The following is a 26,698-nucleotide window of genomic DNA, read 5'->3' on the forward strand; positions in this document are numbered from 1 at the left end:
GCTTGGGGGTGGGCGGGGGCGCAGAGGTAGGTGTAGAGGCCGATGAGGAGGCGTTGGACGTCGGCGTGGGGGCGGACTACCAGGCGGAGGAATTGGCTGGTGGTGCCTAGTTTGTTGCCGCATTCTCTGACGAAGACGCTGTGTTCGGACATGAGGTAGTCGCGGAGGTCGCGGCCGTCCTTGCCGGGGGGGAGTTTGACCAGGACGAAGTTGCCTTGGGAGGGGAAGACGGTGAGGTCGGTCAGGGAGCGGAGTTGGCGGATCATGGTTTCGCGGTCGTGGGCGAGCAGGCGGAGGCTGTGCTGGTACTCCTGCATGTGCTCTTTGAGCATGAAGACGATGACTTCGGCGAACGAGTTCAGGTTCCATTTCGGCACGGATTTACGGATTTTTCCGGCTATGGCGGGGTTTGAGATTAGGTAGCCGAAGCGGATGCCGTGGAGGCCGAAGTTCTTGCCGAGGCTCTTGAGGACGATCACGTTGGGGCGGATGGCGGCCTGGTCGGCGACGCTGGCGTAGGGTTCGGCGTCAACGAACTCGATGAAGGATTCGTCCACGATGACCAGGTCGAGGTCGGTGAGGCGGTCGAGCATGCGGATGACCTCGTGCCGGGCCAGGTAGCCGCCGTCGGGGTTGTTGGGGTTGCAGATGACGGCCACCTTCGACCCGCGATCCCGTACGAAACGGATATACGACTCGACGTCCAGCCGGAAGCCCTGGGTCTCCAGGAGTGGGTACATGTCGACCCGTTTGCCGGTTTCCAGGGGCTGGTCGGTCCAGCGGCCGAAGGTGGGGACGGGGATGGCGAGGCTTTCGCGGACCATCAGGTGGTCGATCCAGGTGATCAACTCGGTGGAGCCGTTGCCCATGGCGACCGTGGCAGGGTTGAGGCCGAGCGTCGAGCAGAGCTCCTTGGTGATCGTGTCGGAGTCGCTCGGGTAGTACTTGAGCACGTCGACCAGGTTCCGGCTCAAGCCCTCGAACATGTCCTTGGTCGGGAAGTACGGGTTGCACGGGATGCAGAAATCCACCAGATCACGCCGATGGCCGGATGAACCGCGCTTCAGTGCGAAGTATGACGGGCTGTGTGCGCCATTTCGCCACAACGCCAGATCGACGGATCCGCTCAACTTGCTCCACCTCCTCAGGGCGGGTCCCTTGACCCGTTCCGGTGATGCACTGAGGAGTACGCGCCACGCCGCACCAGAGTTCAAACGGGGTACGGAGGCGTTCTTGACCGGTATTCCGATGGTGGCTAGGTTCCTATTGATTATCATGAAATAGAGGGGCCCGTGTGACGGAGCGTTCGGAAGTGTTCATCGGGGGACGTTGGGTCACGGGGACGGGTTCGCGGCTGATCGAGGTGCGCAATCCGGCGACGGGGACGCGGGTGGGCCGGGCGGCGCTGGCCTCGCTGGCCGACATCGACGACGCGGTGGCGGCGGCGCGGGCCGGTTTCGAGTCCAGGACCTGGGCCGATGCCGGTCCGGAGCAGCGGGCGCGGGTGCTGCGGACCGCCGCCGACCTGCTGGAGAAACGGGCGTCGGAGATCGCCCGGTTGGTCACCTCCGAGCTTGGTTGCCCGATCGGGTTCAGCGATCGGGTGCACGTGCCCGATGCGATCAGGCATCTGCGGTATTACGCGGATGTGGCGGAGAACTTCCCGTACGACGAGCGGCGTACCGATGGCGTTCGCACCAGTTTGGTCACGCGGGAGCCGGTCGGGGTGGTGGCGGCGATCACGCCCTGGAACGGGCCACTCAGCATGCCCGCTCTGAAGGTCGCTCCCGCCCTCGCGGCGGGCTGTTCGGTTGTGCTGAAGCCGCCGCCGGAGACGCCGCTCATCGCCTACCACCTGGCCGAAGCGCTGACTGAGGCGGGCTTGCCGGAGGGTGTGCTCAGTGTGCTGCCCGGGGATCAAAGCGCGGGCGCGCACCTGGTCGAACATCCGCAGGTGGACAAGGTCGCCTTTGTGGGGAGTGACGCGGCCGCGTGTGAGGTGATGGCTGCCTGCGCGGACCGGATCGCGCGGCTGACGCTGCAACTGAGCGGGACGTCGGCGGCGATCATTCTCGATGACGCGGATATCGATCAGGTGGTTTCCGCGCTGCTGCCGGTGGCGTTGCTGGACAACGGGCCGGCGTGTATCGCGCAGACGCGGCTGCTGGTGCCCAGGGCGCGGGAGGACGCCCTGGTGGAGGCGCTGGCGGAGGCGCTGCGCGGGCAGCGGGTGGGTGATCCGATGGATCCGGCGACCACGATCGGGCCGATGGTCAGCAAGCGGCACCGGGATCAGGTGCGGAGCTACGTCGAGCAGGGCGCGGACGCGGGTGCGCGGGTGGTGACCGGCGGTTCGCTGCCGACACTGCCGGGGTGGTTCGTGGCTCCGACGCTGCTGGCCGATGTTCCCCCTGGGCTGGCCCGGGAGGAGGTCTTCGGGCCGGTGCTCGAGGTCATCGCGTACGACAGCGAGGATCAGGCTGTGGCGATCGCGAATGGTTCGCGGCGGTCGGCGTCGGTGTGGAGTGCGGATGAGGGGCGCGCACTGGGGGTCGCGCGGCGGGTTCGGAGCGAAATGGTGAGCTTGAACGGACGGCCGCAGGCATTCGGCGGTTTCAGGAAGGATTTCGGCATATATCTGGAGAGTAGGTCGATTGCTCTTTCTGGTCGGTGAGTAATCTGTCTTATGAGCGTTGCGCCCACGGCTGGGCGGGCAGTTCCGGAATCATCGGAAGCCTGGTCGGAGCGAAAGGGCGAGCTTGTGAGGCACTACCGTGACCTGCGGCCGACCTTCGGTGACCGGGGGGATTGGGCGCTTCCGGCTGTTTTGCGGTATCAGGCGGAGCATCGGCCGGACGCGGTGTGGCTCGACGTGCCAGAAGAGGGTCGGACCTGGACGTTCGGGCAGATGCTGGCCGCCGCCGAGACGGTGGCGCGCGCCCTGCTCGCGGCCGGGGCTGTGCCGGGCGACCGGGTTGTCGTCGTGGCGGGGAACTCTTCCAGATTTGTACGGACCTGGCTGGGTTGCGGGATGGGCGGACTGGTGGAGGTGCCGGTCAACACCGCGTACGAGGAGGAGTTTCTCGCCCACCAGATACGGACGATCCGGGCTAAGTACGCCGTGGTCGACGACATCTACGCTGAACGATTTGTCCGAATAGCCACAGCGTCCACGGACATCGAGAAGTTCTGGGTGATCGATACCGGTAGCCGCGATCATGCTATCGAGGTCCTGTGCAGCGCGGGCTGGGAGGCCGTGCCCTGGGAGGACCTGGAGAACGATGCATCCATGGGGGAGACCCCCGAGGCCATGGGGAAGATCCCTGAGGCTGTTGGGGAAATTCCCGAGGTCATGGGGAAGATCCCCCAGCCCACGGGGGAGATCCCCGAGACTCCACCGTCGAGTCCCTCCGACTTGCCGGTGGTCAACCCGCGCGACCTGGCCTCGGTCCTGTTCACCTCCGGCACGACCGGCCTGTCCAAAGGTGTGGCCATGCCACACGCCCAGATGTACTTCTTCGCCGACCTCTGCGTCTCCCTCACCCGATTGACCCCCCAGGACGCCTGGATGGCGGTCACTCCGCTCTTCTATGGAAACGCCCAGCTGATGGCGGCCTACCCGACCCTGGTAGCGGGTGCCAGATTCGTCCTGCGCAGCGGTTTCAGCGCGCCTGACTGGATCGACCAGATTCGAGAGAGCCGCGTGACGGTCACCACCTTCGCCGGCGCGATGATGGACGGCATCTGGCGGCAACCCCCACGCCCGGACGACGCCGACAACCCCCTGCGCTGCGTCTTCGCCGCAGGCGGCCCCCTGTCGATCCAGGAACCCATGCGCGAGCGGTACGGCATCGAAGCGTTCGTCGACGTTTTCGGCCTGACCGAGATTACAGCCCCGATCATGACGCCATACGGGGAGGACCGCCCGCCGGGCGCGGTCGGCCTGCAAGCGGACGAATGGTTCGACGTGGCCTTGGTCGACCCAGACACCGACGAGGAGGTTCCCGTCGGCGTGACCGGTGAGCTGATCGTCCGGCCGAAGGTCCCGTTCATCTGCAGTACCGGCTACTACAACATGCCCGACATCACCGTAGAAGCCTGGCGCAACCTCTGGTTCCACACCGGCGACATGCTGCGCCGGGACGCGGACGGCTGGTTCTACTTCGTCGACCGGATCAAGGACAAACTGCGCCGAAGCGGCGAGAACATCAGCTCATTCCAGGTAGAACTGGCGATCCTGGCACACCCGGCCGTCGAGGAGTGCTGCGTGATCGCCGTACCCGGCGAAACGGGCGAAGACGAGGTGATGGCCTACCTGATCGTGCGGGAGGAGGTCACCCCCGAAGAAGTCTGGGAATGGTGCGACACCCGCATCCCCGACTTCGCCGTCCCACGCTACCTCCGATTCGTCGCGGACCTCCCAAAAACACCCTCCCAGCGCGTGCAACGCAACACCCTCCGAGCGGCCGGAGTCACCCCCGACACCCAGGACCGCACCTCGCCGAGCTGACATACGAGCGCGAGCCGAGGTCGCTATGGTTGCCGGACGAATGGGTAGTCGCAGGACCGTGGTTCTCCCACCCGCCCAGCCCATTGTTTTCCCCTCGGGCTCCGCCCGATCCCGTTGCCGCCGTGGTTGCGGGACAAATGGGTAGTCGTGGGACACGCCACCCGACCGCGAGGCGCTGCGGGCATGATCGAGCGCTGGCGTGCCGCGTAAGTGCAGAAACGCCACCCGACCGCCTCGTGCGCATGATCGAGCGCCGACGCACCGCCCATATGCAGACAAACCACCCAAACCCCACCTCAGATAGATCTTGCACTTGGGCAAACTTGCACTAATGCATAGAGTGCATGCATGCACGCATCAGCACCCGGGCTCAGAGAGCGTCACCGGATCAGGACGATCAAGGAGCTGAACAGGGCAGCAGTCGAGTTGGTGATGGAACACGGCCTTTCGGCAGTGACCGTCGAAGCGATCGCCGACCGCGCGGGCGTATCAAGACGCACCTTCTTCAACTACTTCGCCACCAAAGAGGACGCCGTCCTGGGCACCCGTACCCCCACCGTCCCTGAGGACGCCCTGAACCAGTTCCTCGACGGCGATGAAGACGACCAGTTCACGCGCACCATCCGCCTGATCGTGGCGATTCTCCGGTCGACGATCGCGGACAGCTCGTCCTACCGGGAGCGCGCGGCCCTGACCCACCGCTTCCCCGAGCTCCGCGAACGGCTGGCGCACCACGTCTCCGCGGCCGAACGCCTGGTCGAGACGATCCTCGACGACAAACTGTCGGCCTCGGGAGCGGCCGCACGCGAGTCCACACGTGCCCTGCTGATGCTCGCCGGCACCGTCCTGCGATTCGTCTACGCACGCGACCCAGGCAGCGTCGAACCCGACCAAACCGCCGCCATCGAGTCGGCGATCGCCACATTCAAAAAGGTCCTGGAGGACATTTCATGACCCTGTCCGCCCCCACGGAGGCGCCCCCACAACCGAGCCGAACCCGCAGCCTCACCCTGCTGTTCGCCGGCCTGATGGTGACGATGCTGTTAGCGTCGCTGAACCAGACGGTCCTGTCGACCGCCCTGCCGACCATCGTCGGCGAACTCCACGGCGTCGACCACATGACCTGGGTCATCACCGCATACATCCTGGCGTCCACGATCATGATGCCCGTCTACGGAAAGATCAGCGACCTGATCGGCCGGCGGCCCGTCCTGATCGCGGCGATCGTCGCGTTCGTGGCCGGATCCGTGACCGGCGGCCTGGCGGGCACGATCGAGTGGCTGATCGTGGGCCGCGTCCTCCAGGGCCTCGGCGGCGGCGGGCTGATCATCCTCTCCCAGGCGGCCATCGCCGACGTCGTCCCGGCCCGCGATCGGGGCAAGTACATGGGCGTCATGGGCGCCGTCTTCGCCTTCGCGTCCGTGGCCGGGCCGCTCCTCGGCGGCTGGTTCACCGAGGGTCCCGGCTGGCGGTGGGCGTTCTGGATCAACATCCCGCTCGGGGCGCTGGCCATCGTCGCGGCGATGCTCTTCCTGCGCATTCCCCGGCGTACGGGCGCTGAACGGCCGCGGATCGACTACCTGGGCATGGCGCTGATCGCCGCCGCGACGACCGCCCTGGTGCTGGTCGGCACCTGGGGCGGCTCCGAGTACGACTGGAGTTCCCCCGAGATCATCGGACTGAGCGTCTTCACGGTCGCCGTCGCCGTCTTGTTCGTGTTCGTACAGTCCCGGGCGAAAGAACCCGTCATCCCGCTGACCTTGTTCAAGGACCGCAACTTCAACCTGGCGACCATCGGGGCCCTGTTCACCGGCGTGATCATGTTCGGGTCCATCGGATACATGCCCACCTACCTGCAGATGGTGACGGGCGCCAATGCCACGCACGCCGGCCTCCTGATGATCCCGATGATGGGCGGCCTGCTGCTGGCGTCGATCACCTCAGGCCAGATCGTCTCCCGCACCGGGAAGTACAAGCTGTCCCCGATCATCGGCTCCCTCGTCATGGGCGCCGGCCTCGCCCTGCTGTCGACGCTCGAAGTCAGCACCCCCACCCCGATCGCCTGCCTCTACCTGGGCATTCTGGGCATCGGCGTCGGCATGACAATGCAGATCCTGGTCCTGATCGTGCAGAATTCGTTCCCCATCACCCAGGTGGGCACGGCTACCGCGGCCACCAACTACTTCCGCCAGACCGGCGCCACGCTCGGTTCCGCGGTCGTCGGCGCGGTGTTCGCGTCCCGCCTGACCTCGTTCCTCGCCGAGAGATTACCGGCGAGCAGCGGCACCGCGTCCGGTTCGAACTCCTTCACCCCCGCCCTGGTGAACTCGCTCCCCGCCGCGCTCCGGACCCCGATCATCAAGTCCTACAACGAGGCCCTACTCCCGATCTTCCTGGTCATGGCCCCGCTCGCCCTCCTCTCCACGATCGTCCTGTGCTTCGTCGTCGAGAAACCCCTGTCGACCACGATCGAGCGGGCTGACTCGCTCGCCGAGGGTCAGCTCATCCACGAGGGGGACCCCACACGATAGGGGCGGCCAGGGCTTCGGGGTTCTTGTGTTCGGCCTCGCGGATGTAGTCGTTGATGTGGTCGGCCATCGCGGTGGCGGCGGCTTCGGGGGAGCGGTCGGCCAGGGCCTGGTAGATGCGGGTGTGGGCCTGGTGGACGGCGGAACGCCGTACCTCGGGATGGCCGGAGTTGTCCAGGATCTGGAGCAGGGCGTCGATCAGGTAGTGGAACATCGCGTTGCCGGAGCCACGCGCGATCAGTTCGTGGAAACGTTTGTTCTCGGCCAGGAAGACGTTCTGGTCGTCCAGGTGATCGCGCATGGTGTCGACACTGGACTTGAGCCCGGCGAGCTGCTCCGCGCTCAGCCGCTCGGCGGCCAGGTGCGCGATCATCGGTTCCAGGCTGGAGCGGGCCTGGGTGATCGTGCGGAACGGCGCGTGCTCGAACTGGAGCAGCAGGGTGAGCGTGGTGGCCAGGCTGGTCGCGTCGGGCTGCTGAACGACCGGACCACCGCCGGGGCCCGGCTTGAGCGAGAGCACCCCCTGGAGTTCCAGGAAGCGGAGGGATTCGCGCAAAGTCCCCCGACCCACCTCGTACGTGTCGAGCATCACCTTCTCCGGCGGTAACCGGTCACCGACGGTGTTCCCCCGGCGGTTGATGTCCGCGACGATGCGCTGGGCCACCAGCATGGCCGTCTTCGGCGGACGCAATGAGCCCATATCTCAGGACCTCCGGGGGGCATCGGCCCGCACGCTCGGTGTGATGATCCGGTAAGAATAGTCTTTCCCACGGGGAACCGGGCCGAGCATGCCGAAGCCGCCGGTAGGCCACATTGCCCTCCGGCGGCTCCGAGTATCAGAAGCTGGATTCCAGCTCGATCGCCCGTCCGGTTCGTGCGGACTCGTGCGCCTTGAGCATGATTTCCAGCGCGTGCCTGGCCACGTCGGCGCCCATCACCTCGGTCGCCGTGCCCGCCACCAGATCGGCGAGGTGATCGACCAGCAGCGCCCGCCGCAGCTTGTCCACCCGCTGCTGCGCGGGCTCCAGGTGCGCGAGATCCACATCGATCCACCCGCTCAGCCCGCCGACCGCGTCCAGCAGGAACAGGTCGATGGTCCGCCCGCCGTTCTGGTTGATGTTGTTGGGCAGGTTGAGCGTGCCCGCCCGCCCGAACACCTCCAGCCGGGGCCCCTTCGCGGCGTTCACGTTGAACGTCCCGTCCACCACCGCGAACGTCCCGCCCCCGAAGTCGAGCATGATCAGCGTGTTGTCGTCGGTGGTGACGGTGATCTCCTTGCCCGCGAAAGGCCCGGAACGCACCACCCGCGTCGGTTCGGTGATGCCCGAGAACGCGCTCACCCGCTTGGCCGGGCCGAGCAGGCCGAGCACCTCCGTGATGCCGTACACGCCGACGTCGAAGAGCGGCCCCGAGCCCTCCTGGTAGAACCAGGTCGGGTCGGTCGGCCAGTTCATCATCGACGCCGGGCCGCCGTGCGAGGCGCGGACCTTCGCGAACGCCACCTTCCCGATGCGGCCTTCGCGGATCAGCCGGGCAGCCTCGATCCTGGTCGGGTAGAGCATGTTCGGCGGCGAGCAGACGACCTTCAGCCCGCCCTCCCGCGCCGCCTCGATGATCGCGTCGGCGTCGGCCATCGTCGTGGCCAGCGGCTTCTCCGTCGCGAGGTGTTTGCCCGCCCGCAGGATCTGCAACGACGTGGACCCGTGCGCCGGGATCGGCGTCAGGTTCAGCACCGCGTCAATGTCCGCGCCGTCGAGCATCTCCTCCAGCGAGGAGTACGTCTCCGCCGCCCCGAACCGCTTCGCCGCGTCGATCACCCGCTCCTCGACCGGATCGGCCAGCGCCACCAGCTCAACTTTGTCCGCGATGTGGTGCAGATTGGGCAGCACCCCGTAGTCGACCGTGGCGATCGCGCCCACGCCCAGCACACCAAGCTTCAACACAATGAATCCTCTCTAACGGGGTCAGCCCTTGACGGCGCCCGCGACCATGCCCTGCATCAGCCGCTTCTGGACCAGCAGGAAGAACACCACCACCGGAATCGTGAAGATCACGCTCGCCGCCATCACGCCACCCCAGTCCGAGTAGTAACTGGAGAAGTACTGCTGCAACGCGACCGGCAGCGTCTCCCGCTCCGACTGCTGCATGTACGTCGCCGAGAACATCAGCTCATTCCAAGAGGTGATAAATCCGTAGATGGAACTAGCGGCGAGACCAGGCCAGACCAGCGGGAACACCACCAACCGGACGGCCTTCAACCGGCTCGCGCCGTCCACCATCGCCGACTCCTCCAGCTCAACCGGGATGTCCAGGTAGAAACTCCGCAGCATGTACGTCGCGAGCCCCACCGTCAGCGCCAGATGGGACAGGATCAGCCCCTGATAGGTCCCCAGCAGGTCGGTGTTGCGCAACACCACGAACAGCGGGATCACCAGCACGGTCTGCGGCAACATCTGGATCGACAGGATCACGATCAGCAGATAACGCCTGAGCGGGATCTTGTACCGCGCCAGCGCGTACCCAGCCAGCAGCGCGATCACCCCGGTGATCAGCGTCGTCGCCCCGGCCACCAGCACCGAGTTCAGGAACTGCCGCGGCACCGGCCCATCGAACAGATGCAGATACCGGTCAAAGATCGGCGAAGTCGGCAGGAACTCCGGCGTCTTCGTGAAGATGTCCGCGTCCGGCTTGAGGGACGTGACGACCATCCAGAAGAACGGGAACAGGCTCACCACGACAATGCCCAGCACTGCGCCGTAAAGGAGCACACGTTTGGTCACTTGTCCTCCTTCGACAGCCGCACGTAAACCGCCGTGATCCCGGCAAGCAGCACGAAGGTGACCACCGCCATCGCGGCCGCCGCACCCTGATCGAGCACCGTGAACGCCTGCAACCAGGTCAGCAGCGACAACACCTCGGTGCTGTGGCTCGGCCCGCCCGGCGGCGTCGTCATCACCAGGAAGTGGTCGAACGACTGGTACGCGAAGATCGTCGACATCACCCCGAGGATGGTCAGCAGCGGCTTCATCATCGGCAGCCGGATCCGCAGCAGCAGCTGCATGAAGTTCGCCCCGTCCACCCGGGCCGCCTCCAGCACCTCACCGCGCGTGGCCCGCAACCCCGCCAGCATCGAGATCGCGATGAACGGCACCGAATGCCACACCACCGCGATGGTGATCGCCACCAGCGAGCTGAACCCGCTGTTGAACCAGGCGTAGCCCTGGAACTGGTCGAAACCCAGGCTGACCAGCAGCCAGTTGGCGATGCCGTACTGATCGTTGAAGATCCACTTCCAGACGATGCCGGAGGCGACCCGGGGCATCGCCCAGGGCAGCAGCACGATCACCGTCACGATCCTGGTCAGCCATGTCCCCACGTCCAGCACCAGCGCGACCGCCAGGCTGATGAGCAGGGTGCAGCAGACGCAGACCACCGCGAAGAGCGTGGTGCGGATCAGCGCGGCCACGAAGTACGGGTCCGCGAACAGCGCGGTGTAGTTGTCCAGGCCGTTGAACGGGCCCGAGATCAGATACTCGCCCTCGTGGAAGGAGAGCCAGACGGTTCGCACGATCGGGTAGCCGACGACCCCAACCACCACCGCGAGCAGTGGGGCGAGTAGCAGGCTGGGCAGGCCATACCCGTTGAGCCGCCGAAACCGGGGGGGACGAGCGCGCTGGGGCGCGCTCGCCTCCCGCTTCTCCTGTGCGGTGAGGGTCATTGCTGACCGATCGCCGCGTCAATCTGGCCGGCCAGCTCCTGCATGGCCGCCTCGGCCGTCTTCTGACCATTCATGATCGACTGCATCGCGTTCACGATCGCGCCGGTGCCCTCGACCTTGCCCCAGGTGGAAACGGGCGGGATCGACCGGGTGTTCGGCGCCTGCTCGGCGTAGGCCTTGAGCAGCGGCGCGGAGAACGAGCCGGTGGTGCGCTCCTTCTCCAGGGCGTCCGTGGTGGCCGGCAGCAGGCCGATCTTGGTGGTGACCGGGACCAGGTTGTCGGTCCTCATCATGAAGTCCACGAAGCTCTTCGCGGTGGCCTTGTTCTTGCAGCCCTTGAAGATGGCCAGGTTGCTGCCCCCGGCGAAGGTGTCGTTGTTGCCGCCGGGGCCGCTGGGCATCGGCGCGGTGGCGAGCTGCGCCTCCATGCCCGGGTTCTGGGCGATGATCGTCTTCAGGTCCCAGCTGCCGCCCACCATCATGCCCACCTGGCCGAGCGCGAACGCCTTGGCCGCGTCGGCGCCCTGCCAGGTCACCGAGCCCGCCGGCGCCAGCTTGTGCTTGGTCAGCAGCTCGGAGTAGAAGGTGAAGGCCGCGACGGCCTCCGGCGAGTTGACCTTCGCGGTCCAGGCGCCGCCGGAGTTGACGGCGATCTCGCCGCCCCAGTTCCAGATCATCGGCAGCCAGTACCACTGGTTCCCGCCGACGATGCCGAACCCGTTGACGCCCTCGTTGGCCTTCTGCACGGTCGTCGCCGCGGTCAGCACCTCATCCCAGGTCTTCGGCGCCGCGAGCCCCGCCGCGTCGAAGAGGTCCTTGCGGTAGATGAGGGCCCGCACCCCGGTGTCGTACGGCACCGCGTAGGAAACCCCGTCGAGCACGGTCGAATCGATCATGCTCTGGGTGTAGGTGCCCTGCATCGACGCCGGATCCTGAGCGATCGGCTCCAGCGCCTGCAGACCCGCGAACTCCGGGCTCCAGGTGTTGCCGATCAGCGCCACGCACGGCACCGTGCCGCCCGCGATGCTGGTCAGATAGGTCTTGTGCGCGTCCGCGCCGAGGAAGCGCAGATTGACCTTGGTGCCCGGGTAGGCGGTCTCGTAGTCCTTGGCGAGCTGGATGACCACCGGCTGCTGGGTGGCGCCGATCGGGTCGCCCATCCAGACGTCGATGGCTCCGGTGACCTCGCCACCGGTCGCGGGGGCGGGGGCGTCCTCCCCGCAGGCGGACAGCAATAGCAGGCCCGCCGCGGCGGACGTCGCCGTCAGAATTCTCCATCGGTGTTGCATCTTCAACTCCTGGCCTGGCGTTCTCGGTAGCGGTGTATGAGCGCCCCCGCGCGCTTTGCGATGTCTGGGTTAGGTGCACGGCTTGGCGGCCGGGCTACCGGGGACGTCCACGTCCGGGAACCGGCCGTGACGACTTGTGGGGTTCCAGGTTGTTTCTGGCCATGACTTCGGCCAGCTGGAACTCCTCGTAGAGCGGTTGGTACCTCCGCACCAGATCCGGCTCGGCGGGCACGGTTCTGGTGGTTCGCACCCATCGGTCCATGAGGGCTGCCACGCCCTCGTCGCCGCTGGGGTCGATCGCGGTGGCCGCGATCATGGCCGTACCGAGCAGGCCTGCCTCGGTGGTCTCCGGCACGAGCAGGTCGCGCTGGAGCACGGCGGCCAGGATCCGCAGCCACACCTCGCTCCGGGCTCCGCCGCCGACGGCGACGAGCGCGGCCGGGTCACGGCGGTCGAGCTCGGTCGCGGCGATGGTACGCAGCCACATGGCCGTGCCTTCCAGCACGGATCTGGCCAGGTCGGCCTGGGTGTGGGCGAGGGTGAGCCCGAGGATGGAGCCTCGGGCCGACGGGCGGGGGGCGTCGCCGCGTTCGCCCATCAGGTGGGGGAGGAATTTCACGCCGCGCGCGCCTGGGGGGACCTTTTCGGCGGCGGTGGCGAGGCTGGGGGCGTCGTCGCCGACCAGGTCGGCCAGCCAGGTGAGGGCGGAGCCGGTCGCGGTGGTGGCGGCGAAGCAGAGGGGTTCTGTGAGGTTGGCGGCGGTTTGCGCGGAGGCGAATCCGCCGATGGCTCCCGCTGTGCCGAGATAGACACAAGCCCTTTCTGGGAGTACGGCGGCTGCGCCGAGAAGGGTCGCCATCCAGTCCCCGGTGCCGACAGCCACCGGGGTTCCGGCAGCCAGACCGGTCAGAGCGGCCGCTTTGGGGGTGATCTCGCCCGCGACGTCAAGCGGTTCATGAATCGGCGGCAGCTGTTGTACCGAAATTTCGGCATATGCGGCCACGGCGGAGGACCAGGCGTGCGGCTCGTGTGATGCATTCCTGGCGTCGGGCGAAATATGCCCATTTGCGGGTGAGGGCTGGTTCGAGCCCAAGCCCTGGTTCGAGTTCGGTGATCTCCAGGCCTGCTGTGAGCTGGTGCGAGGTGATCTCGGCTCGGTGAAGCCAGTGCGAGGTGATCTCGGCTCGGTGAAGCCGGTGCCGCCGGCGTCGTAGCGGTCGGTGGCGATCTGTCCGGTCAGGCGGTAGCGGAGGAAGTCTTTGACGGGGAGGTACCAGCGGGTTCTGGCGGCGGCTTCCGGGTGTTCCGCCACCCACCAGCGCATTCGTTCGACGCAGGAGCCGTCGGCCATCGGGCGCTGGTCGGGCCAGAGCAGGGCGGGGCCGGTCACCGTGCCGTTCTCGCCGACGGGAACCAGGGTGTGCATGAAGCCGCAGACCGCCATCGCGCCGATCAGTTCGGCGGGGATGGGGCCGTTGAGCACCTCGCGTACGCACTCGACCAGGGCCAGCCACCAGCGCTCGGGATCGGCTTCGGCGGCGACGACGTCAGGGTGGTCGATCACGGTCCGGCGGGCGGCTTGTCGCAGCAAATGCCCATCGGCGTCGAAGACGGCGGCTTTGGTCCCGCTGGAGCCTTGGTCGACGGTGAGTAGATACGACATAACGGGATCACCTCCGTCAGGGTTGGATGAGGACTTTCATGGCGAGCGAGCGGTCCTTCTCGTCGGCGGCGACGAAGCCCTCGACGATCCGGTCCAGCGGGTACCGATGCGTGATGAGCGCGTCGGCGGCGACCGTCCGGGAGGCCACGAGGTCGAGCGCGGTCGCGTACTCCGAAACGCCCCGGAAGGTCCCGTAGCTGTTGGACCAGTGCAGCGAGACCTCCTTGACGTAGGCCAGATGCGGTTCCAGTCGCGGCGGCACCGGATAGACGCCCAGCACGCAGACCTGCCCACCGGGTGTGACCAGCTCCACCGACTGCTGGAGGGTGATCTCCGGAATGGCCACCGCGTCCACGACCAGATCGGCGCCACGCCCTTGCGTGAACTCGGCCGTCGCCCCGGCTACGTCCTCGGCCCCGACCAGCACCACCTCGTCGGCGGCCCCGGCCTTGATCGCCAGGTCGAGCGACTCCCGGCTCATCCCGGTGAGCAGCACTTTCAACCCATGTGACCGCGCGACTTGGCCCATGGTGAGCCCCATCGTGCCCGCGCCGAGAATCACCGCCGTGCTCCCCGGCGGGGTCTCCACCAGGTTGTACGTGTGCACGCCGCACGCGTAACAGTCCAGGATCGCCCCCGCCGCGAGCGAGACATGATCAGGCAGCGGATGCGCACGCTCGGCCGGACACAGGTCGTACTCCGCGAAGCCTTCGCTGGTCACATGCGTGTCACCGACATAACCCCGCCGCTGACACAGATGCGTACGCCCCGCCTCACACGCCGGACAAACCCCGCAATGAATCAAATGCTTCGGCTCGACCGCCACCCGCTGCCCGACCGCCAAACCGGTCACCCCGGCCCCGAGCGCGGCCACTTCACCGGCCAGCTCATGCCCGTCCCGGCCAGGCTTGTCCGCACTGTGCTGCCACGGCCCGAGCCCGCGAAAGGCCAGCACGTCGCTCCCGCAGATCCCGGCCGCGCCGACCCGGATCAGCACCTCACCGGCCCCCGGCTCGGGAATCGGCAGGGTTTCGACGCGAATATCCCTGCCTCCATAGAAGACAGCGGCGTGCTGGGTGGACATCGGCCCTCCTATTACTGAGAAAGTCGTGATCTGGACAGCCGCAGCGGTGAGTCGGCTGGTCGGCGGCTGTGGGACGGGTTTCTCATTAACCGAGCGGCGGGTTCAGGTGTTTGGCGGCGGACTTGACGCTCGCGCCGCCGTGGACGATCTCCACGAGCGCGGCCACCATGCGGTCCGGGCGTTCGGCCTCGACGATGTTGCGCCCGTAGACGACGCCTCGCGCTCCGGCCTCGACGGCGTCGGCCGCCATCTGGAGAGCGTGCACCGGGGTGGGCTTCATCGGACCCCCCAGGGCGAGCACCGGGACCAGGCAGCCCTCGACCACGCTGCGGAACTCGTCCACGGTGCCGACATACTGCGCCTTGACGAAGTCGGCTCCCGCCTCGGCGGACAGGCGCGCGCCGTTGGCGACGTTGGTCAGCGTGTGGGCTTCGACGTCCTTGAACGACACCGGGATCGGTTCCGCCATGACCGGCATTCCGTATTTATCCGCTTCGGCGCAGAGTTCGCGGAGTTCGCCGAGCTTGGTGACCGACGGGTTGCCGGGGAAGACCTTGAGTTCGAGGGCGTCGGCGCCCCAGCGGACGGCTTGGCTCACGCCGTACTGGGCGGAGGGGATCTCGCTGTCCAGGGCCAGGATGAGGCCGGTGCCGCCGAGCTCGTCGGCGGCGGCGCGAGCCAGGCCGATGGTGGCCAGGATGGCGTCCACCCCGCCGTCGACGATGCGCCGGACCGCGGCGCGGCCGTTCTCCAGGCCGGGGGCGACGCCCTTGATCCCGGCGTCCATCGCGGCGATGACGGCCCGGCCGTCGGGGGCGAAGACGTGGTGCATCCGGCGGCGCGGCCAGCTGGTGTGGGTCATGACTTCCTCAGGTGGGGGAGAGCGGGGGTCTCAGAGCTCGGACACGACTAGGGATTTGAGACCCTTCTGCTGCTTTGTGGTCTCGAAGGCGTCGGCCACCGAGTCGAGCGAGAAGCGGTGGCTGATCAGGGGAGCGACGTCGACCAGGCCGAACTCCAGGAGGCGGAGCGCGGTGGCGAAGTCGTGCGGGATGAAGTCGTGGCTGCCGGTAATGGCGACCTGGTCGTAGTGGGGGACGTCGGGGTTGAGTTCGACGACGCCCTTGGGGTGGGTTCCGGCGAACAGGTTGACGGCGCCGTTGCGGGCGACCAGCTCGAACGCGGCGGAGATCACGGAGGGGGCGCCCACGGTGACGATGACCACGTCGGCGCCGCGCCCTTCGGTGAGGCTGAGCACGGCTTCCCGGCCGGAGCCCTCGATCGTGTCGTGCGCGCCCAGGCTCCGGGCGGTCTCCAGCCGTTCGGGCTTCAGGTCGGCGACGATCACCCGGGCTCCCCGGGAGCGCGCCACCTGGGTGTGCAGCAGCCCGATCGGCCCTGCCCCGACGACGAGAACGTTGCAGGTCAGCGGCATCGGCAGCTGGCGGTGCGCGTTGACCACGCAGGCCAGCGGCTCGCAGAACGAGGCCGCCTCCAGGCTCAGGCCGTCCGGCACCTTCCGCAGCTGGGTCACCGGCATTACGGTCGCCTCGGCGAACCCGGCGATGGGGAACTTCACCAGGTTCTCGCAGAAGTTGGCCGCGCCCCGGGTGCACTCGTGGCAGCGCCCGCAGACGCCGCGCCAGTCGAGCACCACCCGGTCTCCTTCGGCGAAGCCGCCGGTCGGGCCGTCGCCGAGCTCGCTGATCACGCCGGCGACCTCGTGGCCGGGCGTCCAGGGGGCTCGTTTGGCCGCGCCGGAACCGGTGTAGCTGCGGATGTCGCTGGGGCAGACGCCGGAGGCGTGGATGGCGACGACCGCCTCGCCGGCCCCGGCGCGAGGCTCTGACACGTCCTCGATGCGCAGGTCGTTGTGCCCGTAGAGCAGTGCGGCCTTCACTCCAACTCCTTTTCTGCTAATCAGACTGTCTGCTTGTCTGGCAAGTTTGAATTCTGACTTCAGCCCCCAGAGCTGGACAAGGCTCTGGCTCGTATCTTATTTGTCACGTTTTGGTGTATTAAGCAGCTTTAAGCGAGGATTGAGAGTTTTTACCCAAAAAGCTGGCGCAGGACGTGGATCGTGCGGAGCTGATCTTGCGGTCCGCCGCCCTCGTGGTTGTTGTACGGCCACTCGGTGATGTCCTTCTCCCCGCCGTACGCGTTGTAGGCCGCGTACACGGTGGAAGGAGGGCAGACCCCGTCCATCAGGGCCACCGAGAACGACCCCCGGCAGGTCGCGCGGGCCGCGAACGCGGTGGCGTCGAAGTAGTCGAGCGTGGCGAAGGCGGTCTCGTGTTTGGTGCGGTGGATGGAGCACCAGCGGACGATCTCGGCGTACGGCTCGCGGTCGGTGATGGCCGTGCCGCGGCGGAACGCGCTCAGGAACGGGACGTGCGGGATGGCGCCCAAGAGGTCGTCCCGGATTCCTGCCGTGACCAGGGACAACGCGCCGCCCTGGCTGCGGCCGGTGACGGCTATGCAGGTGCCGTCCACGTCGGGGTGGGCCTTGGCGGCGTCGACCGCGCGGATCGCGTCGACATAAAGGCGCCGGTAGTAGTAATCGTGTGGATCAGTGATGCCACGGGTCATATATCCGGGCACGGCGGGTCCGGTCGCCGACGGGTCGCCGGTGTCGCCCGCGCGCCAGCTGCTGCCCTGTCCCCGGGTGTCCATCACGAAGTGCCCGTATCCGGCGGAGGCGTACGCCAGGGACTCCAGCGGAATGCCGCGCCCGCTGCCATATCCGAGATATTCGACAACGGTGGGCACAGGTCCGGTGCGATTTCCCGGCAGGAGCAGCCAGCCCTTGATCGGGTCGCCGCCGTACCCGGCGAATGTCACATCGAAGGCGTCCACGGTGCGCAATTCGCCGTCGTATGGCGTGAATACCGGGTTAAGGCTGCCGGTCTCCTTCAGCGTCTTCGCCCAGAACTCCTCGAAATCCGAAGGTTCCGGATACGGATAGCGATAGGCCCTGAGTTGCTCCAGCGGAAGATCGAACTGGGACATCAGATCACCTCCTTGAACAGGCGCGCGGGGTTGTCCACGGCGACGACCTGCATCGACGCCGGGCCGAGCACCTCGGTCGCCTCGTCGAAGCAGGCGTGCACGGTGCCGGCGTCCACGAACGGGAAGTCGGAGCCGACCAGCAGGCGTTCGTCGCCGGTCAGGAGGGCGACAGAACCCAGCGCGTACGGCGTGGTGGCCAGCGCGAAGTCGTAGTAGAACGAGCGCATTGTCCGGTAGACGCCGTCGACCTTCGTCAGTTCCGGCAGGGGTTCGGCGATGGCCAGGCGTCCCGCCAGGAACGGCGCGGTGCCCCCGCAATGGGAGAAGATCCAGCGGATCTGCGGGAACCTGTCCGGGACACCATTGAGCATGAGGTTGACGAGGGCGCGCGTGCTGTCGAAGACGTACTCGATCAGGGAAGGGCGCAGGTCGATCTCGGCGGCGGGGTAGTGCACGGGCAGGGTCGGGTGCACGTGCACGACGCAAGCCCGCCGGTTGAGCTCGGCCAGCAGTGGGTCGAAGGCCGGATCGCCCAGGTATCGACCGGCGTAGTTCGTCAGCAAACCGACCCCGGCGAACGCCTTGCCGGAACCGACCCGATCCAGCTCCGCCAGCGCGTCCTCGACGGATGGGAGCGGCATCGCGACGAAAGCCAGGAACCGCCCGGGATGCTCGGCGACCGTCGCGGCCAGGTCGTCGTTGGTCTGGCGGCACAACTCCCTGGCCAGGCCGGCGTCGCCGAAGAAGAACCCCGGCGAGCCGGCCGACAGGATCGCCAGGTCGATGCCGACCCGGTCCATCATCGCCAGCGAGTCCCGCGCCGACCATTCGGGCAGCCCGATGCCGGGCTGCGCGCCGATCCCCAGCTCGGCCAGCCGATCACGATATTTCGGAAATATCGCGTGGTGATGGACGTCGACCTTCATATCGTTAGTTTTCGAGAACCGCGTAGGCGCGGTAGTTGGCCGACCCGGGACCCGCGGCGCGGTTCTTCAGGATCGCGGTCGCGTTGTAGGCGGGGGAGGACGCGGGCGGGTTCGCCGCCGCCGGCAGCGCGGTGCCCTTGGCCGGATCCCGCGCCAGCAGCGCGCCCTTGATCGCCGCGCAGAACTCCGGCAGGTCGTTGGGGAGCCGCGACGTGATCAGGTTGCCATCGATGACGACGGGTTCGTCCACATACCGCGCCCCAGCGTTGATCACATCGTCCTTGATGGTGATCACACAGGTCGCGTCCCGGTCCTTGACGATGCCCGCCGTCGCCAGCAGCCACCCGGCGTGGCAGATCGCCGCGACCAGCAGCCCCTTCGCGTCGGCGTCCCGTACCAGCTTGACCATGTCCGGATTTCTGCGCAGATACTCGGGCGAGAACCCGCCCGGGATGATCACCGCGTCGACCGAGTCCAGATCGACGTCGGCCACCGTGAGATCGGCGCGGGCGGGATAGCCGAGCTTGCTGGCGTACACCTCGTCCACGGAGGGGCCGACCACCCGCACGTCCGCGCCCTCCTCGCGGAACCGGAGCACCGGATACCAGAGCTCCAGCTCCTGGTAGAGATTCTCGACGAGCACGATGACGCGTGCCTCGGTGAGCTGCACTCTCGCTCCTCAGACCTTGATCGAAAGAATGCGGCGCGGGTTGTCGACGAGGATCGCCTGGATCTGCTCGTCGGTGACGCCCTTGCCCTTGAGCCGCGGGATGAAATGGGTGAACAGGTAACCCAGGTCGACCCGCTCGTTGGCGAGCTGCGGGTCCGACTCCGTCACGTCGGAGCGCGGGTTGTAGAACCAGCGGTCGTAGGACAGCACGATCTGGCCGCCGAAACCATCCGCGAGCAGCCCGACCAGCGCGTTGGCCATCAGCTCGTCCAGCTCCTCGGCCGTCTCCACCCGCCACGGAATGCCGATGTGGTCGATCTGCACGTTCGCGCCCCGGTTGAGGATCTCGCGCAGCTGATCGTCGTTGGGCTCCACGAACGCGTGCCCAATGATCACCTTCGCCGGATCGGCGCCCTCCTCCTCGAGGATGTCGAGCTGCTCGATCCCCGGGTTGGTGACCCGGTAGTCCATCGGGTCGGTGTGCGTGTTCACCGCACACCCGACAATTCGCGACGCCCGCCCGGCCGCCCGGATCACCCGATCCTCGACCTCGTGAATGCGCCGCCCGTTCGGCCCGACCGGGCTGGGCATCGGCGTCACGCTCTCCTGCCCGGTCGCGATCTTGATAGCCCCCGCCTTGTACGGCGTCTGCTGCCAGGCGAACACCATGCCCTCGGTCAGATCCTTGACGAAGAAGTCGGTCAGCTCCGCCACGGTCTGCCGCCGCCAGTAGTACGGCACGCCCATGCGCTCCGGGAAGAACCCCGTGATCGCGATCACGTTCAGCCCGGTACGGCGCGCCACCTCCGCCATCAACTCCGGATGCCGCCCCACCTCGGGCGGCGTCATGTCGACCAGCGTTCCGTAGCCGTGGTCGGCCATGCCCTTGCTGACCTGCCCGGCGATGAAGGCGACATTGTTCTCGTAGTCGAGCACGGTGCGGTGGTCGAGCTCGGCGCCCGGGTATCCGTAGAGCAGATGTTCGTGCGTGAGGATGATGCCGGACTTCTCCGGCGAGACGTCACCGAGAACGGTCCTGAAGACTTCCATGGGGCTACTCCTGTGTCAGCGTGCTGCGGATGGTGCCGAAGAAGGGGGCCAGGTCGTCGGTGCCATCAGCCAGGATGATCCGGTCGTTCTGGTCCGGCAGGGCGGCGTCGATCACCTCGGCTCCGTTGCCGACCGCGGCGACCAGGCCGCCCGCCGCGTGCACGGCGGAGACCAGCGCGACCTGCCCGGCCGAGGCGAGCGGGCTCTCCCCGGCGGCCACGCCGGGAGCGATGATCAGGGCGATCTGGGCGGGATCCACGGTTTCGGTGTCGGGGATGACCGGGTAGCCGAGGATGCTTTCGGTGGCTTCGCCGACGATGTGCACGGTCGCCCCCTCCTCGCGGCTGCGCAGCACCGGGTACCAGAAGTCGAGCTCCTGGTAGCGCGGATAGGCGAGCACGACGACCTTTCGCTGAGCCAGCGACATGGACTCTCCTTGGATGGGTTACTTGGGTGTTAGGGCGGTTAGTCCCGCTTGCGCGCAGGCGAGGTCGACTGAGGGGGCGGCGCCACTGACGCCCAGCGCGCCGACCAGCTGCCCGTCCACGCGGATCGGCAGGCCACCCGCCAAGATCACGATCCGGCCGCCGAGCGCGGACGTGAGTCCCCAGTCGGCAGCGCCTGGTTTGGTGACTTCGCCCCACGCGTCGGTAGGGGCATTGAACGCGGCGGCCGTGAAAGCTTTGTCGATCGCCAGTTGCAGGGCGACCGGGCTGGCGCCGTCCATCCGGCTCGCCACGATGATCTGGCCACCGCGATCCACCACGGCGACGCCCATCGCCTTGTCCAGCCGCCGCGCCTCCGCCTCGGCCGCGGCGGCGATCCGCCGGGCCAGGTCGAGGGAAACGGTGGCTTCGGTCAGCAGGTCGGTCATCGAACGCTCCGGATTCAGGACGCGAGCAGGCCGCCGTCGACGACGACCGCCTGTCCGGTGAGGTAACGGGATCCGGGCGACACCAGAAACTCGATCACCGCGGCCACATCGTCGGGTTCGCCCTGCCCCCCGAGCGGGATCCGGGCTTCCAGGGCCTGCTGGGCGCCGTCACGCCCGCCCACCCGCTGCCAGTACGGATCATTGAACGGCGTGTCGATCCACCCGGGACACACACACGTGACGGTCACCCCGTCCGGGCCGAGCGCCACCGCGAGCGACCTGGTCAGCGCCACCAGCCCACCCTTCGAGGCGGCGTACGCGAACGACCCGCCGCCACCGCGAAACGCCGCCGTGGACCCGGTCAACACCACCCGGCCATGCGGCGAAGCCACCAGAGCGGGCGCGGCGGCCTGCGCCATCAGGAACGGAGCGCGCAGGTTGAGCGCCATCGTGCGATCCCACTCGGCCACCGTGAAATCGGCCAGCTCCGTCTCCACCAGTAACCCGGCGCAGAACACGACCGCGTCCAGCCGCCCGTGCGCGGCCAGCGCGTCGGCGACCGCCTGGCCAGGCCCTTCCGGGGTCGACAGATCGCAGTACGACGACGTGCCCAGGCCCGGATGCTCCGCTTTGACGACCTCTTTGACGACCGCGGCGGCTCCAGCGGCGTCGATGTCGGCCACGTGCACCCCGGCGCCGGCCGCGCGCAGCCGTCTCACGGTCGCGGCTCCGATGCCGCTGGCACCGCCGGCGATCAGCACGGATGTCACAATCACTCCAACCTGTCGGACTGCCTGACATCATGACCCTGCGTCTCGGCCATTTGCAAGGGTGTTCTGCCCGTAAATGTCGCTAGTTGACACTTTCAGAGTGCTCGTCCCAGAATCAACATGTCTGACAGCCAGGCATCCTGGACTCCTGCCTTCAGGGCATGTCCACGGTAAGTGACCCGAGGGAGCGGCCTCTTTCATGCACCGCACGAGCGGCATCACGTTCCCCGTCGTCCGCGTCGCCGGCCCTCCCGCCGAGCGCGGCTTGCAGTACGGCACCCTGGCCCGCGACCGAATCCACCGCTCCATCGCGGCCTACGAACGCGTCTTCCAGCACTACGCGGGCTGGGACTGGGCCACCGTACGGCGGCACGCCGCCCGCTTCACCCAGACCATCGACGACTTCGCCCCGGCCCTGATCGCCGAGATGCGCGGCATCGCCGCCGGCGCGGGCGTCGACCTGGAGGAGATCCTCGCGCTCAACACCCGCAGCGAGATCATGTTCGCCGCCGGGGACACCGGCATCCCGCACGAGTGCACGTCATTCGCGTTACTGCCGCACCGCACGACCACCGGTACGATGATCGTCGCCCAGAACTGGGACTGGCTGCTGCACGCTCAGGAGACCGCGACCGTGCTCGAAGTGACCCGCGACGACGGGCCCTCCTTCGTCACCCTGGTCGAGGCCGGGCTGCTGGCCAAGGTCGGGATGAACGAGGCCGGGCTCGGGCTCTGCACCAACACGCTGGTCAGCGATGGGGACGAAGGGCGCATCGGCGTGCCGTACCACGTGTTGCTGCGGACCGCGCTCGACAGCGAGTCGGCGCGGGACGCGGCCGAGGTCATCGCCTCCGCCGAACGCGCGCTGTCGGCCAACTACCTGCTCGCCGACGACACCGGCTTCGCCGTCGACCTGGAAACCGCGCCGCGCCCTGACGGCGTCCGCCGCCTTTCCCCAGGAAACGGTCAGATCACGCACGCCAACCACTTCCGCGCCACGGATCTGACCGGCGAGGACCTCTACGCCAAGCGCAAGCCGCACACCCTCGACCGGCTGCGCAACATCACCAGCGGCCTCAGCTCCTCGGGCGTGCTGACCGTCGATGACATGAAGCAGGTCCTCGCCGACCACGTCGACCACCCGTCCAGCGTCTGCCAGCACCCCAACGAGGCACTTCACCCCCGCGAGCGCACCGCCACCATCGCGGGCGTCATCATGGATGTTACGGATCGCACCATGCATCTCGCCCCGGGACGTCCCTGCGTGGCACGGTGGGAGACGGTCAAAGGCGCGGTCAGCCACCGCCAGCCCCCCCTGCTTGGCACCTTCGAAAGGAACCGTCCGGAATGAAGGTCGTCCCGGTCGAGCACAAGAGCGCGGCCGAACACGTGCGCTCCCAGCTCATCGAGCTCATCGAGTCACGCCACTTCGCCGTCGACGACAGGCTGCCCTCCGAGGCGGACCTGGCCGCGTCCTTCGGTGTCAGCCGCTCGGTGATCCGGGAGGCGCTGCACAGTCTCAACGCGCTCGGCCTCACGAAGTCGTACGCGGGGAAGGGCACGTTCGTGGCCGCCACCCGGGTGCAGTCCCAGCTGCTCATCGGGCGTTACCTGCCCGCGCAGCTGAACGAGGTCCGCCGCCATCTGGAGGTTCCCGCCGCTCGGCTGGCCGCAGAGCGCCGTACCCAGGAGGACATCGACGGTCTGGCCGCCCTGGTCGAGGAGTTCGACAAGAGCGACGATCCCGCCGACCGTATCAAGATCGACGCGCTCTTCCACATCGCCATCGCCTCGGCTACCGGCAATCCGCTCTTCTCCCGCCTGGTCGAGGATCTCCGTGCCGTGCTCCAGGACCAGGCTCTGGCCGTCTCCGCCTCTCCTGGGCGTGCCGCCCAGGCGCGCGCCGAACATCGGGCTATCTTCGAGGCCATCCGCGACGGCGACGCCGAGATGGCCGACCTCGCCATGCGCCGCCACCTCGCCGCCGTCGTCGCGACCTCGACCAGCCTGACGGAGGGGTGACGCATATGTCCTTCAGCGAGATTGATCTCACCCACCTGCGCCGCTGCCTGGAACTCGCCGCCGAGGCGATCGACGCGGGCGACGAGCCGTTCGGTTCGGTGCTGGCCGCCGCCGACGGAACCGCTCTCGCCGAGGACCGCAATCGCGATAACACGGGCAGGGATCAGACCCTGCACCCCGAATTCCAGCTCGCCCGCTGGGCCGCGGCCCACCTCACAGATGAGGAACGTGCCCTCGCGACCGTCTACACCTCGGGCGAGCACTGCCCGATGTGCTCCGCTGCGCATGCTTGGGTCGGCCTTGGCCGCATCGTGTATGTGGCGTCTTCGGCGCAGCTGGTGGGATGGCTGGCCGAACTCGGCGTCGGTCCGGCGCCGGTCAGCGCGTTGCCGATTCAGAAGGTCGCGCCGGGTATTCGGGTGGAAGGGCCGGTTCCCGAACTCACTGAAGAGATCCATGCCTTGCACCGGCGGTATCACTCTCTTTAGCGCAGTTCGATCCTGTCGTCGGTGATGTGGATCGCGCGGCCGATGGGGGCGGCCAGGATCAGCAGCACGAAGCAGGTCCAGAACAGCGGCCAGTTCGTGATGATCAATGCGATTCCGCCCGTGGTGAAGACGACGACGACCACGGTGACGAAGATCCATGAGATAGGGCGGCCGTGCGGGTCACCGCGGCGAGGCCCATGTGTCATGGCTGATTCCTGCCCGGTGTGAGCTGGGGGTATCGCATGCCGTACCAAAGAATGGAACTCGAAGGCGCCCTCCGGGTGGGGGGCGCCTTCGCGTTGTGCCGGCGGTCAGCTGCTGACCGCCTTCTTGTAGAGGCGGGTCGCCAGCGGGATGAACACGATCAGCATGACGGCGATCCAGAGCAGTGACGCCGGGATGGCGTGCTGGATGGGCCAGGCGTCCGAGGTCTTCATCGCTGGGCTGGTGTTGCCGAAGAGTTCGCGTGCGGCCTGGGTGAAGGTGGAGATGGGGTTCCATTCGGCGACGACGCGGAGCGGCGTGGGCAGCTGGGAGCTGTCGAGGAAGGCGTTGGAGATGAACATCAGCGGGAGCGAGACCATGGTGGCGATGTTGTTGAAGCTTTCCGGGGTGCGCAGGGCCAGCGCGACGGTGGCGGTGAACCAGGAGAACGCGTAGGCGAACAGCAGCAGCAGCCCGAAGCCGAGGACGGCCTCCAACGGCGAGGTGTGCACCCGCCAGCCGACGATCAGTCCCATCACCGCCATGACGACCAGGCCGGCGAGGTTCATCAGCAGGTCGCTGACGGTCTGGCCGATCAGCACCGCGGATGGGGCCATGGGCAGCGAGCGGAACCGGTCGAAGATGCCCTTCTGCAGGTCGAGGGTCAGCGTGTAGCCGGTGATCTGCGCGCCCGTGATCACGGCTTGGACGAAGATGCCGGGAAGCAGGAACTCCCGGTACGACATCCCCGGGATGTTGATGACGCTGCCGAAGACGTAGGCGAACAGCAGCACGAGCACGATCGGGAGCATGATGACGCTACCGAGCAGGTCCGGTGACCGCCTGATCTTCAGGGTGTTGCGCTTGGCGATGGTCCAGCCGTCGGTGATGGGCATGGTGAACGCGTTCATCGGGTGACCTCCTGGGCCTGCGGGTCGGTGCCGGACGCCTGGTGCCCGGTCAGGGTGAGGTAGACGTCGTCGAGGGTGGGCCGCCGCAGCCCGGCATCCCGCACCCGGACTCCGGCTTCGGCCAGCCGGCCGAGGACCAGGCGGAGCGACTCGGCGCCGTCGGTGACCGAAATGGTGATCTGGAGCGATTCCGGCACGGTCCGGATGGTGCCGACAGGGAACCGGGCGAGGGTCTGGCGGGCGGTCTCCAGATCGGCGGCGTCGGCCACGGTCAGTTCGATGCGGTTGCCGCCGACCTGGTCCTTGAGCTCGTCGGCGGTGCCGCGGGCGATGGCGCGGCCGTGGTCGACCACCAGGATCTGGTCGGCGAGGTGGTCGGCCTCCTCCATGTACTGGGTGGTCAGCAGCAGCGTGCTGCCGCCCGCGACGAGTTCGGAGAGGGTGTCCCACAGCGCGGCGCGGGCGCGGGGGTCCAGACCTGTGGTGGGTTCGTCCAGGAACAGCACCGGCGGGTTGGCGACCAGCGCGCCGGCGAGGTCGATGCGGCGGCGCATGCCGCCGGAGTAGCCCTTCACGGGCCGGTCGGCGGCCTCGGTGAGGTCGAAGCGTTCGATCAGCTCGCGGGCGCGGGCCTTGCTGCGTTTGGCGCCCAGGTGGTACAGGCGTCCGACCATCTCCAGGTTCTCGGCGCCGGTGAGGTGCTCGTCGACGGCGGCGTACTGGCCGGACAGGCCGATGCGCGCGCGCAGCCGCCGGGCGTCACCGACGACGTCGTGTCCGGCGACGGTGGCGCGGCCGCCGTCGGGGCGCAGCAGCGTGGTCAGGACCCGCACCGTCGTGGTTTTGCCGGCGCCGTTCGGGCCGAGCAGGGCGAGCACCGTCCCGTGCGGGACGGAGAAGCTCAGCCCGTCCAGGGCCGTCACCTCGCCGTATCTCTTGACCAGTCCTTCGGCTGTGATCGCGTTGCTCATGGGGGGCTCCT

The 26,698-nt window shown here is 67.6% G+C and carries 27 protein-coding genes; 7 read left to right on the forward strand and 20 right to left on the reverse strand.

Features of this window, described 5'->3' with window-relative positions:
• The coding region (locus Aple_RS34435) for a pyridoxal phosphate-dependent aminotransferase (RefSeq protein WP_218038646.1) at positions 1–1,031 on the reverse strand (1,031 nt) is incomplete at its 3' end.
• A 263-nt stretch (positions 1,032–1,294) separates the two neighbouring features.
• Here Aple_RS34435 and Aple_RS34440 point away from each other — a divergent pair.
• From Aple_RS34440 to Aple_RS34455, 4 genes are all read left to right on the forward strand, one after another.
• On the forward strand, positions 1,295–2,674 hold the full coding sequence (locus Aple_RS34440; RefSeq protein ID WP_155348920.1) for an aldehyde dehydrogenase family protein: 1,380 nt from the start codon (positions 1,295–1,297) through the stop codon (positions 2,672–2,674).
• 87 nt (positions 2,675–2,761) lie between these two features.
• Positions 2,762–4,510: an AMP-binding protein gene (locus Aple_RS34445; protein WP_246264981.1), complete on the forward strand. Its 1,749-nt coding sequence runs from the start codon at positions 2,762–2,764 to the stop codon at positions 4,508–4,510.
• Positions 4,511–4,858: 348 nt separating this feature from the next.
• Positions 4,859–5,464, forward strand: a complete 606-nt coding sequence (locus tag Aple_RS34450) for a TetR/AcrR family transcriptional regulator (protein ID WP_155348922.1) — start codon at positions 4,859–4,861, stop codon at positions 5,462–5,464.
• Positions 5,461–7,041 carry an MDR family MFS transporter gene (locus tag Aple_RS34455; RefSeq protein WP_155348923.1) on the forward strand — a complete coding sequence of 527 codons (1,581 nt, stop codon included), beginning with the start codon at positions 5,461–5,463 and terminating at the stop codon, positions 7,039–7,041. The genes Aple_RS34450 and Aple_RS34455 overlap by 4 nt, the downstream gene beginning before the upstream one ends.
• On the opposite strand, the gene Aple_RS34460 is transcribed toward Aple_RS34455, so the two are convergent.
• From Aple_RS34460 to Aple_RS34535, 16 genes are all read right to left on the reverse strand, one after another.
• Positions 7,013–7,738, reverse strand: coding sequence for a FadR/GntR family transcriptional regulator (locus Aple_RS34460; protein WP_170321797.1), 726 nt, complete (start codon positions 7,736–7,738; stop codon positions 7,013–7,015). The two genes, Aple_RS34455 and Aple_RS34460, sit on opposite strands and share 29 nt — an antisense overlap.
• Before the next feature lie 136 nt (positions 7,739–7,874).
• The gene (locus Aple_RS34465) at positions 7,875–8,981 is read right to left on the reverse strand and encodes a Gfo/Idh/MocA family protein (protein ID WP_218038647.1); all 1,107 of its coding nucleotides are present in this window, start codon (positions 8,979–8,981) and stop codon (positions 7,875–7,877) included.
• A gap of 21 nt (positions 8,982–9,002) precedes the next feature.
• Complete coding sequence (locus Aple_RS34470; protein ID WP_155348925.1) at positions 9,003–9,818, reverse strand: carbohydrate ABC transporter permease; 816 nt, start codon at positions 9,816–9,818, stop codon at positions 9,003–9,005.
• Complete coding sequence (locus Aple_RS34475) at positions 9,815–10,756, reverse strand: carbohydrate ABC transporter permease (RefSeq protein ID WP_155348926.1); 942 nt, start codon at positions 10,754–10,756, stop codon at positions 9,815–9,817. The genes Aple_RS34470 and Aple_RS34475 overlap by 4 nt, the downstream gene beginning before the upstream one ends.
• The gene (locus tag Aple_RS34480) at positions 10,753–12,045 is read right to left on the reverse strand and encodes an extracellular solute-binding protein (RefSeq protein WP_155348927.1); all 1,293 of its coding nucleotides are present in this window, start codon (positions 12,043–12,045) and stop codon (positions 10,753–10,755) included. The genes Aple_RS34475 and Aple_RS34480 overlap by 4 nt, the downstream gene beginning before the upstream one ends.
• A 94-nt stretch (positions 12,046–12,139) precedes the next feature.
• Complete coding sequence (locus Aple_RS34485; RefSeq protein WP_155348928.1) at positions 12,140–13,708, reverse strand: xylulokinase; 1,569 nt, start codon at positions 13,706–13,708, stop codon at positions 12,140–12,142.
• Between the two features lie 16 nt (positions 13,709–13,724).
• A complete protein-coding gene (locus Aple_RS34490; RefSeq protein WP_155348929.1) occupies positions 13,725–14,792 on the reverse strand; it encodes a zinc-dependent alcohol dehydrogenase in 1,068 nt (355 codons plus the stop codon).
• An 85-nt stretch (positions 14,793–14,877) separates the two neighbouring features.
• Positions 14,878–15,654 carry a class I fructose-bisphosphate aldolase gene (locus Aple_RS34495; protein WP_155348930.1) on the reverse strand — a complete coding sequence of 259 codons (777 nt, stop codon included), beginning with the start codon at positions 15,652–15,654 and terminating at the stop codon, positions 14,878–14,880.
• Positions 15,655–15,684: 30 nt separating this feature from the next.
• A complete protein-coding gene (locus Aple_RS34500) occupies positions 15,685–16,692 on the reverse strand; it encodes an alcohol dehydrogenase catalytic domain-containing protein (protein ID WP_155348931.1) in 1,008 nt (335 codons plus the stop codon).
• 149 nt (positions 16,693–16,841) lie between these two features.
• Complete coding sequence (locus tag Aple_RS34505) at positions 16,842–17,801, reverse strand: acetylxylan esterase (RefSeq protein WP_155348932.1); 960 nt, start codon at positions 17,799–17,801, stop codon at positions 16,842–16,844.
• Positions 17,801–18,727 carry an amidohydrolase family protein gene (locus Aple_RS34510; RefSeq protein ID WP_155348933.1) on the reverse strand — a complete coding sequence of 309 codons (927 nt, stop codon included), beginning with the start codon at positions 18,725–18,727 and terminating at the stop codon, positions 17,801–17,803. The genes Aple_RS34505 and Aple_RS34510 overlap by 1 nt, the downstream gene beginning before the upstream one ends.
• 4 nt (positions 18,728–18,731) lie before the next feature.
• Positions 18,732–19,397, reverse strand: a complete 666-nt coding sequence (locus Aple_RS34515) for a type 1 glutamine amidotransferase domain-containing protein (protein WP_155348934.1) — start codon at positions 19,395–19,397, stop codon at positions 18,732–18,734.
• Positions 19,398–19,406: 9 nt separating this feature from the next.
• Complete coding sequence (locus tag Aple_RS34520; protein WP_155348935.1) at positions 19,407–20,447, reverse strand: phosphotriesterase family protein; 1,041 nt, start codon at positions 20,445–20,447, stop codon at positions 19,407–19,409.
• 4 nt (positions 20,448–20,451) lie between these two features.
• Positions 20,452–20,874: a DJ-1/PfpI family protein gene (locus tag Aple_RS34525; protein ID WP_155348936.1), complete on the reverse strand. Its 423-nt coding sequence runs from the start codon at positions 20,872–20,874 to the stop codon at positions 20,452–20,454.
• Positions 20,875–20,892: 18 nt separating this feature from the next.
• Positions 20,893–21,321: a GlcG/HbpS family heme-binding protein gene (locus tag Aple_RS34530; protein WP_155348937.1), complete on the reverse strand. Its 429-nt coding sequence runs from the start codon at positions 21,319–21,321 to the stop codon at positions 20,893–20,895.
• A gap of 14 nt (positions 21,322–21,335) precedes the next feature.
• Positions 21,336–22,091 carry an SDR family NAD(P)-dependent oxidoreductase gene (locus Aple_RS34535; RefSeq protein ID WP_170321798.1) on the reverse strand — a complete coding sequence of 252 codons (756 nt, stop codon included), beginning with the start codon at positions 22,089–22,091 and terminating at the stop codon, positions 21,336–21,338.
• A 199-nt stretch (positions 22,092–22,290) separates the two neighbouring features.
• On the opposite strand from Aple_RS34535, the gene Aple_RS34540 reads away from it, so the two are divergent.
• From Aple_RS34540 to Aple_RS34550, 3 genes are read left to right on the forward strand one after another with little or no spacing between them, the layout of a single operon-like run.
• A complete protein-coding gene (locus Aple_RS34540; protein WP_155348939.1) occupies positions 22,291–23,442 on the forward strand; it encodes a C45 family autoproteolytic acyltransferase/hydrolase in 1,152 nt (383 codons plus the stop codon).
• Positions 23,439–24,113 (forward strand): FadR/GntR family transcriptional regulator, encoded by a 675-nt coding sequence (locus Aple_RS34545; RefSeq protein ID WP_155348940.1) that lies wholly within the window; start codon positions 23,439–23,441, stop codon positions 24,111–24,113. The genes Aple_RS34540 and Aple_RS34545 overlap by 4 nt, the downstream gene beginning before the upstream one ends.
• A 5-nt stretch (positions 24,114–24,118) precedes the next feature.
• Complete coding sequence (locus tag Aple_RS34550) at positions 24,119–24,601, forward strand: nucleoside deaminase (protein ID WP_155348941.1); 483 nt, start codon at positions 24,119–24,121, stop codon at positions 24,599–24,601.
• Here Aple_RS34550 and Aple_RS34555 read toward each other — a convergent pair.
• From Aple_RS34555 to Aple_RS34565, 3 genes are all read right to left on the reverse strand, one after another.
• Positions 24,598–24,807, reverse strand: a complete 210-nt coding sequence (locus Aple_RS34555; protein WP_155348942.1) for a hypothetical protein — start codon at positions 24,805–24,807, stop codon at positions 24,598–24,600. The two genes, Aple_RS34550 and Aple_RS34555, sit on opposite strands and share 4 nt — an antisense overlap.
• Positions 24,808–24,912: 105 nt before the next feature.
• Positions 24,913–25,716: an ABC transporter permease gene (locus tag Aple_RS34560; protein ID WP_155348943.1), complete on the reverse strand. Its 804-nt coding sequence runs from the start codon at positions 25,714–25,716 to the stop codon at positions 24,913–24,915.
• On the reverse strand, positions 25,713–26,687 hold the full coding sequence (locus tag Aple_RS34565; RefSeq protein ID WP_155348944.1) for an ATP-binding cassette domain-containing protein: 975 nt from the start codon (positions 26,685–26,687) through the stop codon (positions 25,713–25,715). Before Aple_RS34565 ends, Aple_RS34560 begins: the two co-directional genes overlap by 4 nt.
• Positions 26,688–26,698: the final 11 nt, after the last annotated feature.

Origin of the sequence: Acrocarpospora pleiomorpha, assembly GCF_009687885.1 — a bacterium.
In the GTDB taxonomy this organism is placed as follows: Bacteria; Actinomycetota; Actinomycetes; order Streptosporangiales; family Streptosporangiaceae; genus Acrocarpospora; species Acrocarpospora pleiomorpha.

What these genes read in the sequence shown, in the direction of transcription:
- Aple_RS34565 (WP_155348944.1), bottom strand. Translation starts at nt 26,687, where the DNA reads ATGAGCAACGCGATCACAGCCGAAGGACTGGTCAAGAGATACGGCGAG.
- Aple_RS34540 (WP_155348939.1), top strand. Translation starts at nt 22,291, where the DNA reads ATGCACCGCACGAGCGGCATCACGTTCCCCGTCGTCCGCGTCGCCGGC.
- Aple_RS34545 (WP_155348940.1), top strand. Translation starts at nt 23,439, where the DNA reads ATGAAGGTCGTCCCGGTCGAGCACAAGAGCGCGGCCGAACACGTGCGC.
- Aple_RS34555 (WP_155348942.1), bottom strand. Translation starts at nt 24,807, where the DNA reads ATGACACATGGGCCTCGCCGCGGTGACCCGCACGGCCGCCCTATCTCA.
- Aple_RS34455 (WP_155348923.1), top strand. Translation starts at nt 5,461, where the DNA reads ATGACCCTGTCCGCCCCCACGGAGGCGCCCCCACAACCGAGCCGAACC.
- Aple_RS34485 (WP_155348928.1), bottom strand. Translation starts at nt 13,708, where the DNA reads ATGTCGTATCTACTCACCGTCGACCAAGGCTCCAGCGGGACCAAAGCC.
- Aple_RS34505 (WP_155348932.1), bottom strand. Translation starts at nt 17,801, where the DNA reads ATGTCCCAGTTCGATCTTCCGCTGGAGCAACTCAGGGCCTATCGCTAT.
- Aple_RS34475 (WP_155348926.1), bottom strand. Translation starts at nt 10,756, where the DNA reads ATGACCCTCACCGCACAGGAGAAGCGGGAGGCGAGCGCGCCCCAGCGC.
- Aple_RS34490 (WP_155348929.1), bottom strand. Translation starts at nt 14,792, where the DNA reads ATGTCCACCCAGCACGCCGCTGTCTTCTATGGAGGCAGGGATATTCGC.
- Aple_RS34450 (WP_155348922.1), top strand. Translation starts at nt 4,859, where the DNA reads ATGCACGCATCAGCACCCGGGCTCAGAGAGCGTCACCGGATCAGGACG.
- Aple_RS34550 (WP_155348941.1), top strand. Translation starts at nt 24,119, where the DNA reads ATGTCCTTCAGCGAGATTGATCTCACCCACCTGCGCCGCTGCCTGGAA.
- Aple_RS34480 (WP_155348927.1), bottom strand. Translation starts at nt 12,045, where the DNA reads ATGCAACACCGATGGAGAATTCTGACGGCGACGTCCGCCGCGGCGGGC.
- Aple_RS34560 (WP_155348943.1), bottom strand. Translation starts at nt 25,716, where the DNA reads ATGAACGCGTTCACCATGCCCATCACCGACGGCTGGACCATCGCCAAG.
- Aple_RS34530 (WP_155348937.1), bottom strand. Translation starts at nt 21,321, where the DNA reads ATGACCGACCTGCTGACCGAAGCCACCGTTTCCCTCGACCTGGCCCGG.
- Aple_RS34510 (WP_155348933.1), bottom strand. Translation starts at nt 18,727, where the DNA reads ATGAAGGTCGACGTCCATCACCACGCGATATTTCCGAAATATCGTGAT.
- Aple_RS34525 (WP_155348936.1), bottom strand. Translation starts at nt 20,874, where the DNA reads ATGTCGCTGGCTCAGCGAAAGGTCGTCGTGCTCGCCTATCCGCGCTAC.
- Aple_RS34495 (WP_155348930.1), bottom strand. Translation starts at nt 15,654, where the DNA reads ATGACCCACACCAGCTGGCCGCGCCGCCGGATGCACCACGTCTTCGCC.
- Aple_RS34520 (WP_155348935.1), bottom strand. Translation starts at nt 20,447, where the DNA reads ATGGAAGTCTTCAGGACCGTTCTCGGTGACGTCTCGCCGGAGAAGTCC.
- Aple_RS34460 (WP_170321797.1), bottom strand. Translation starts at nt 7,738, where the DNA reads ATGGGCTCATTGCGTCCGCCGAAGACGGCCATGCTGGTGGCCCAGCGC.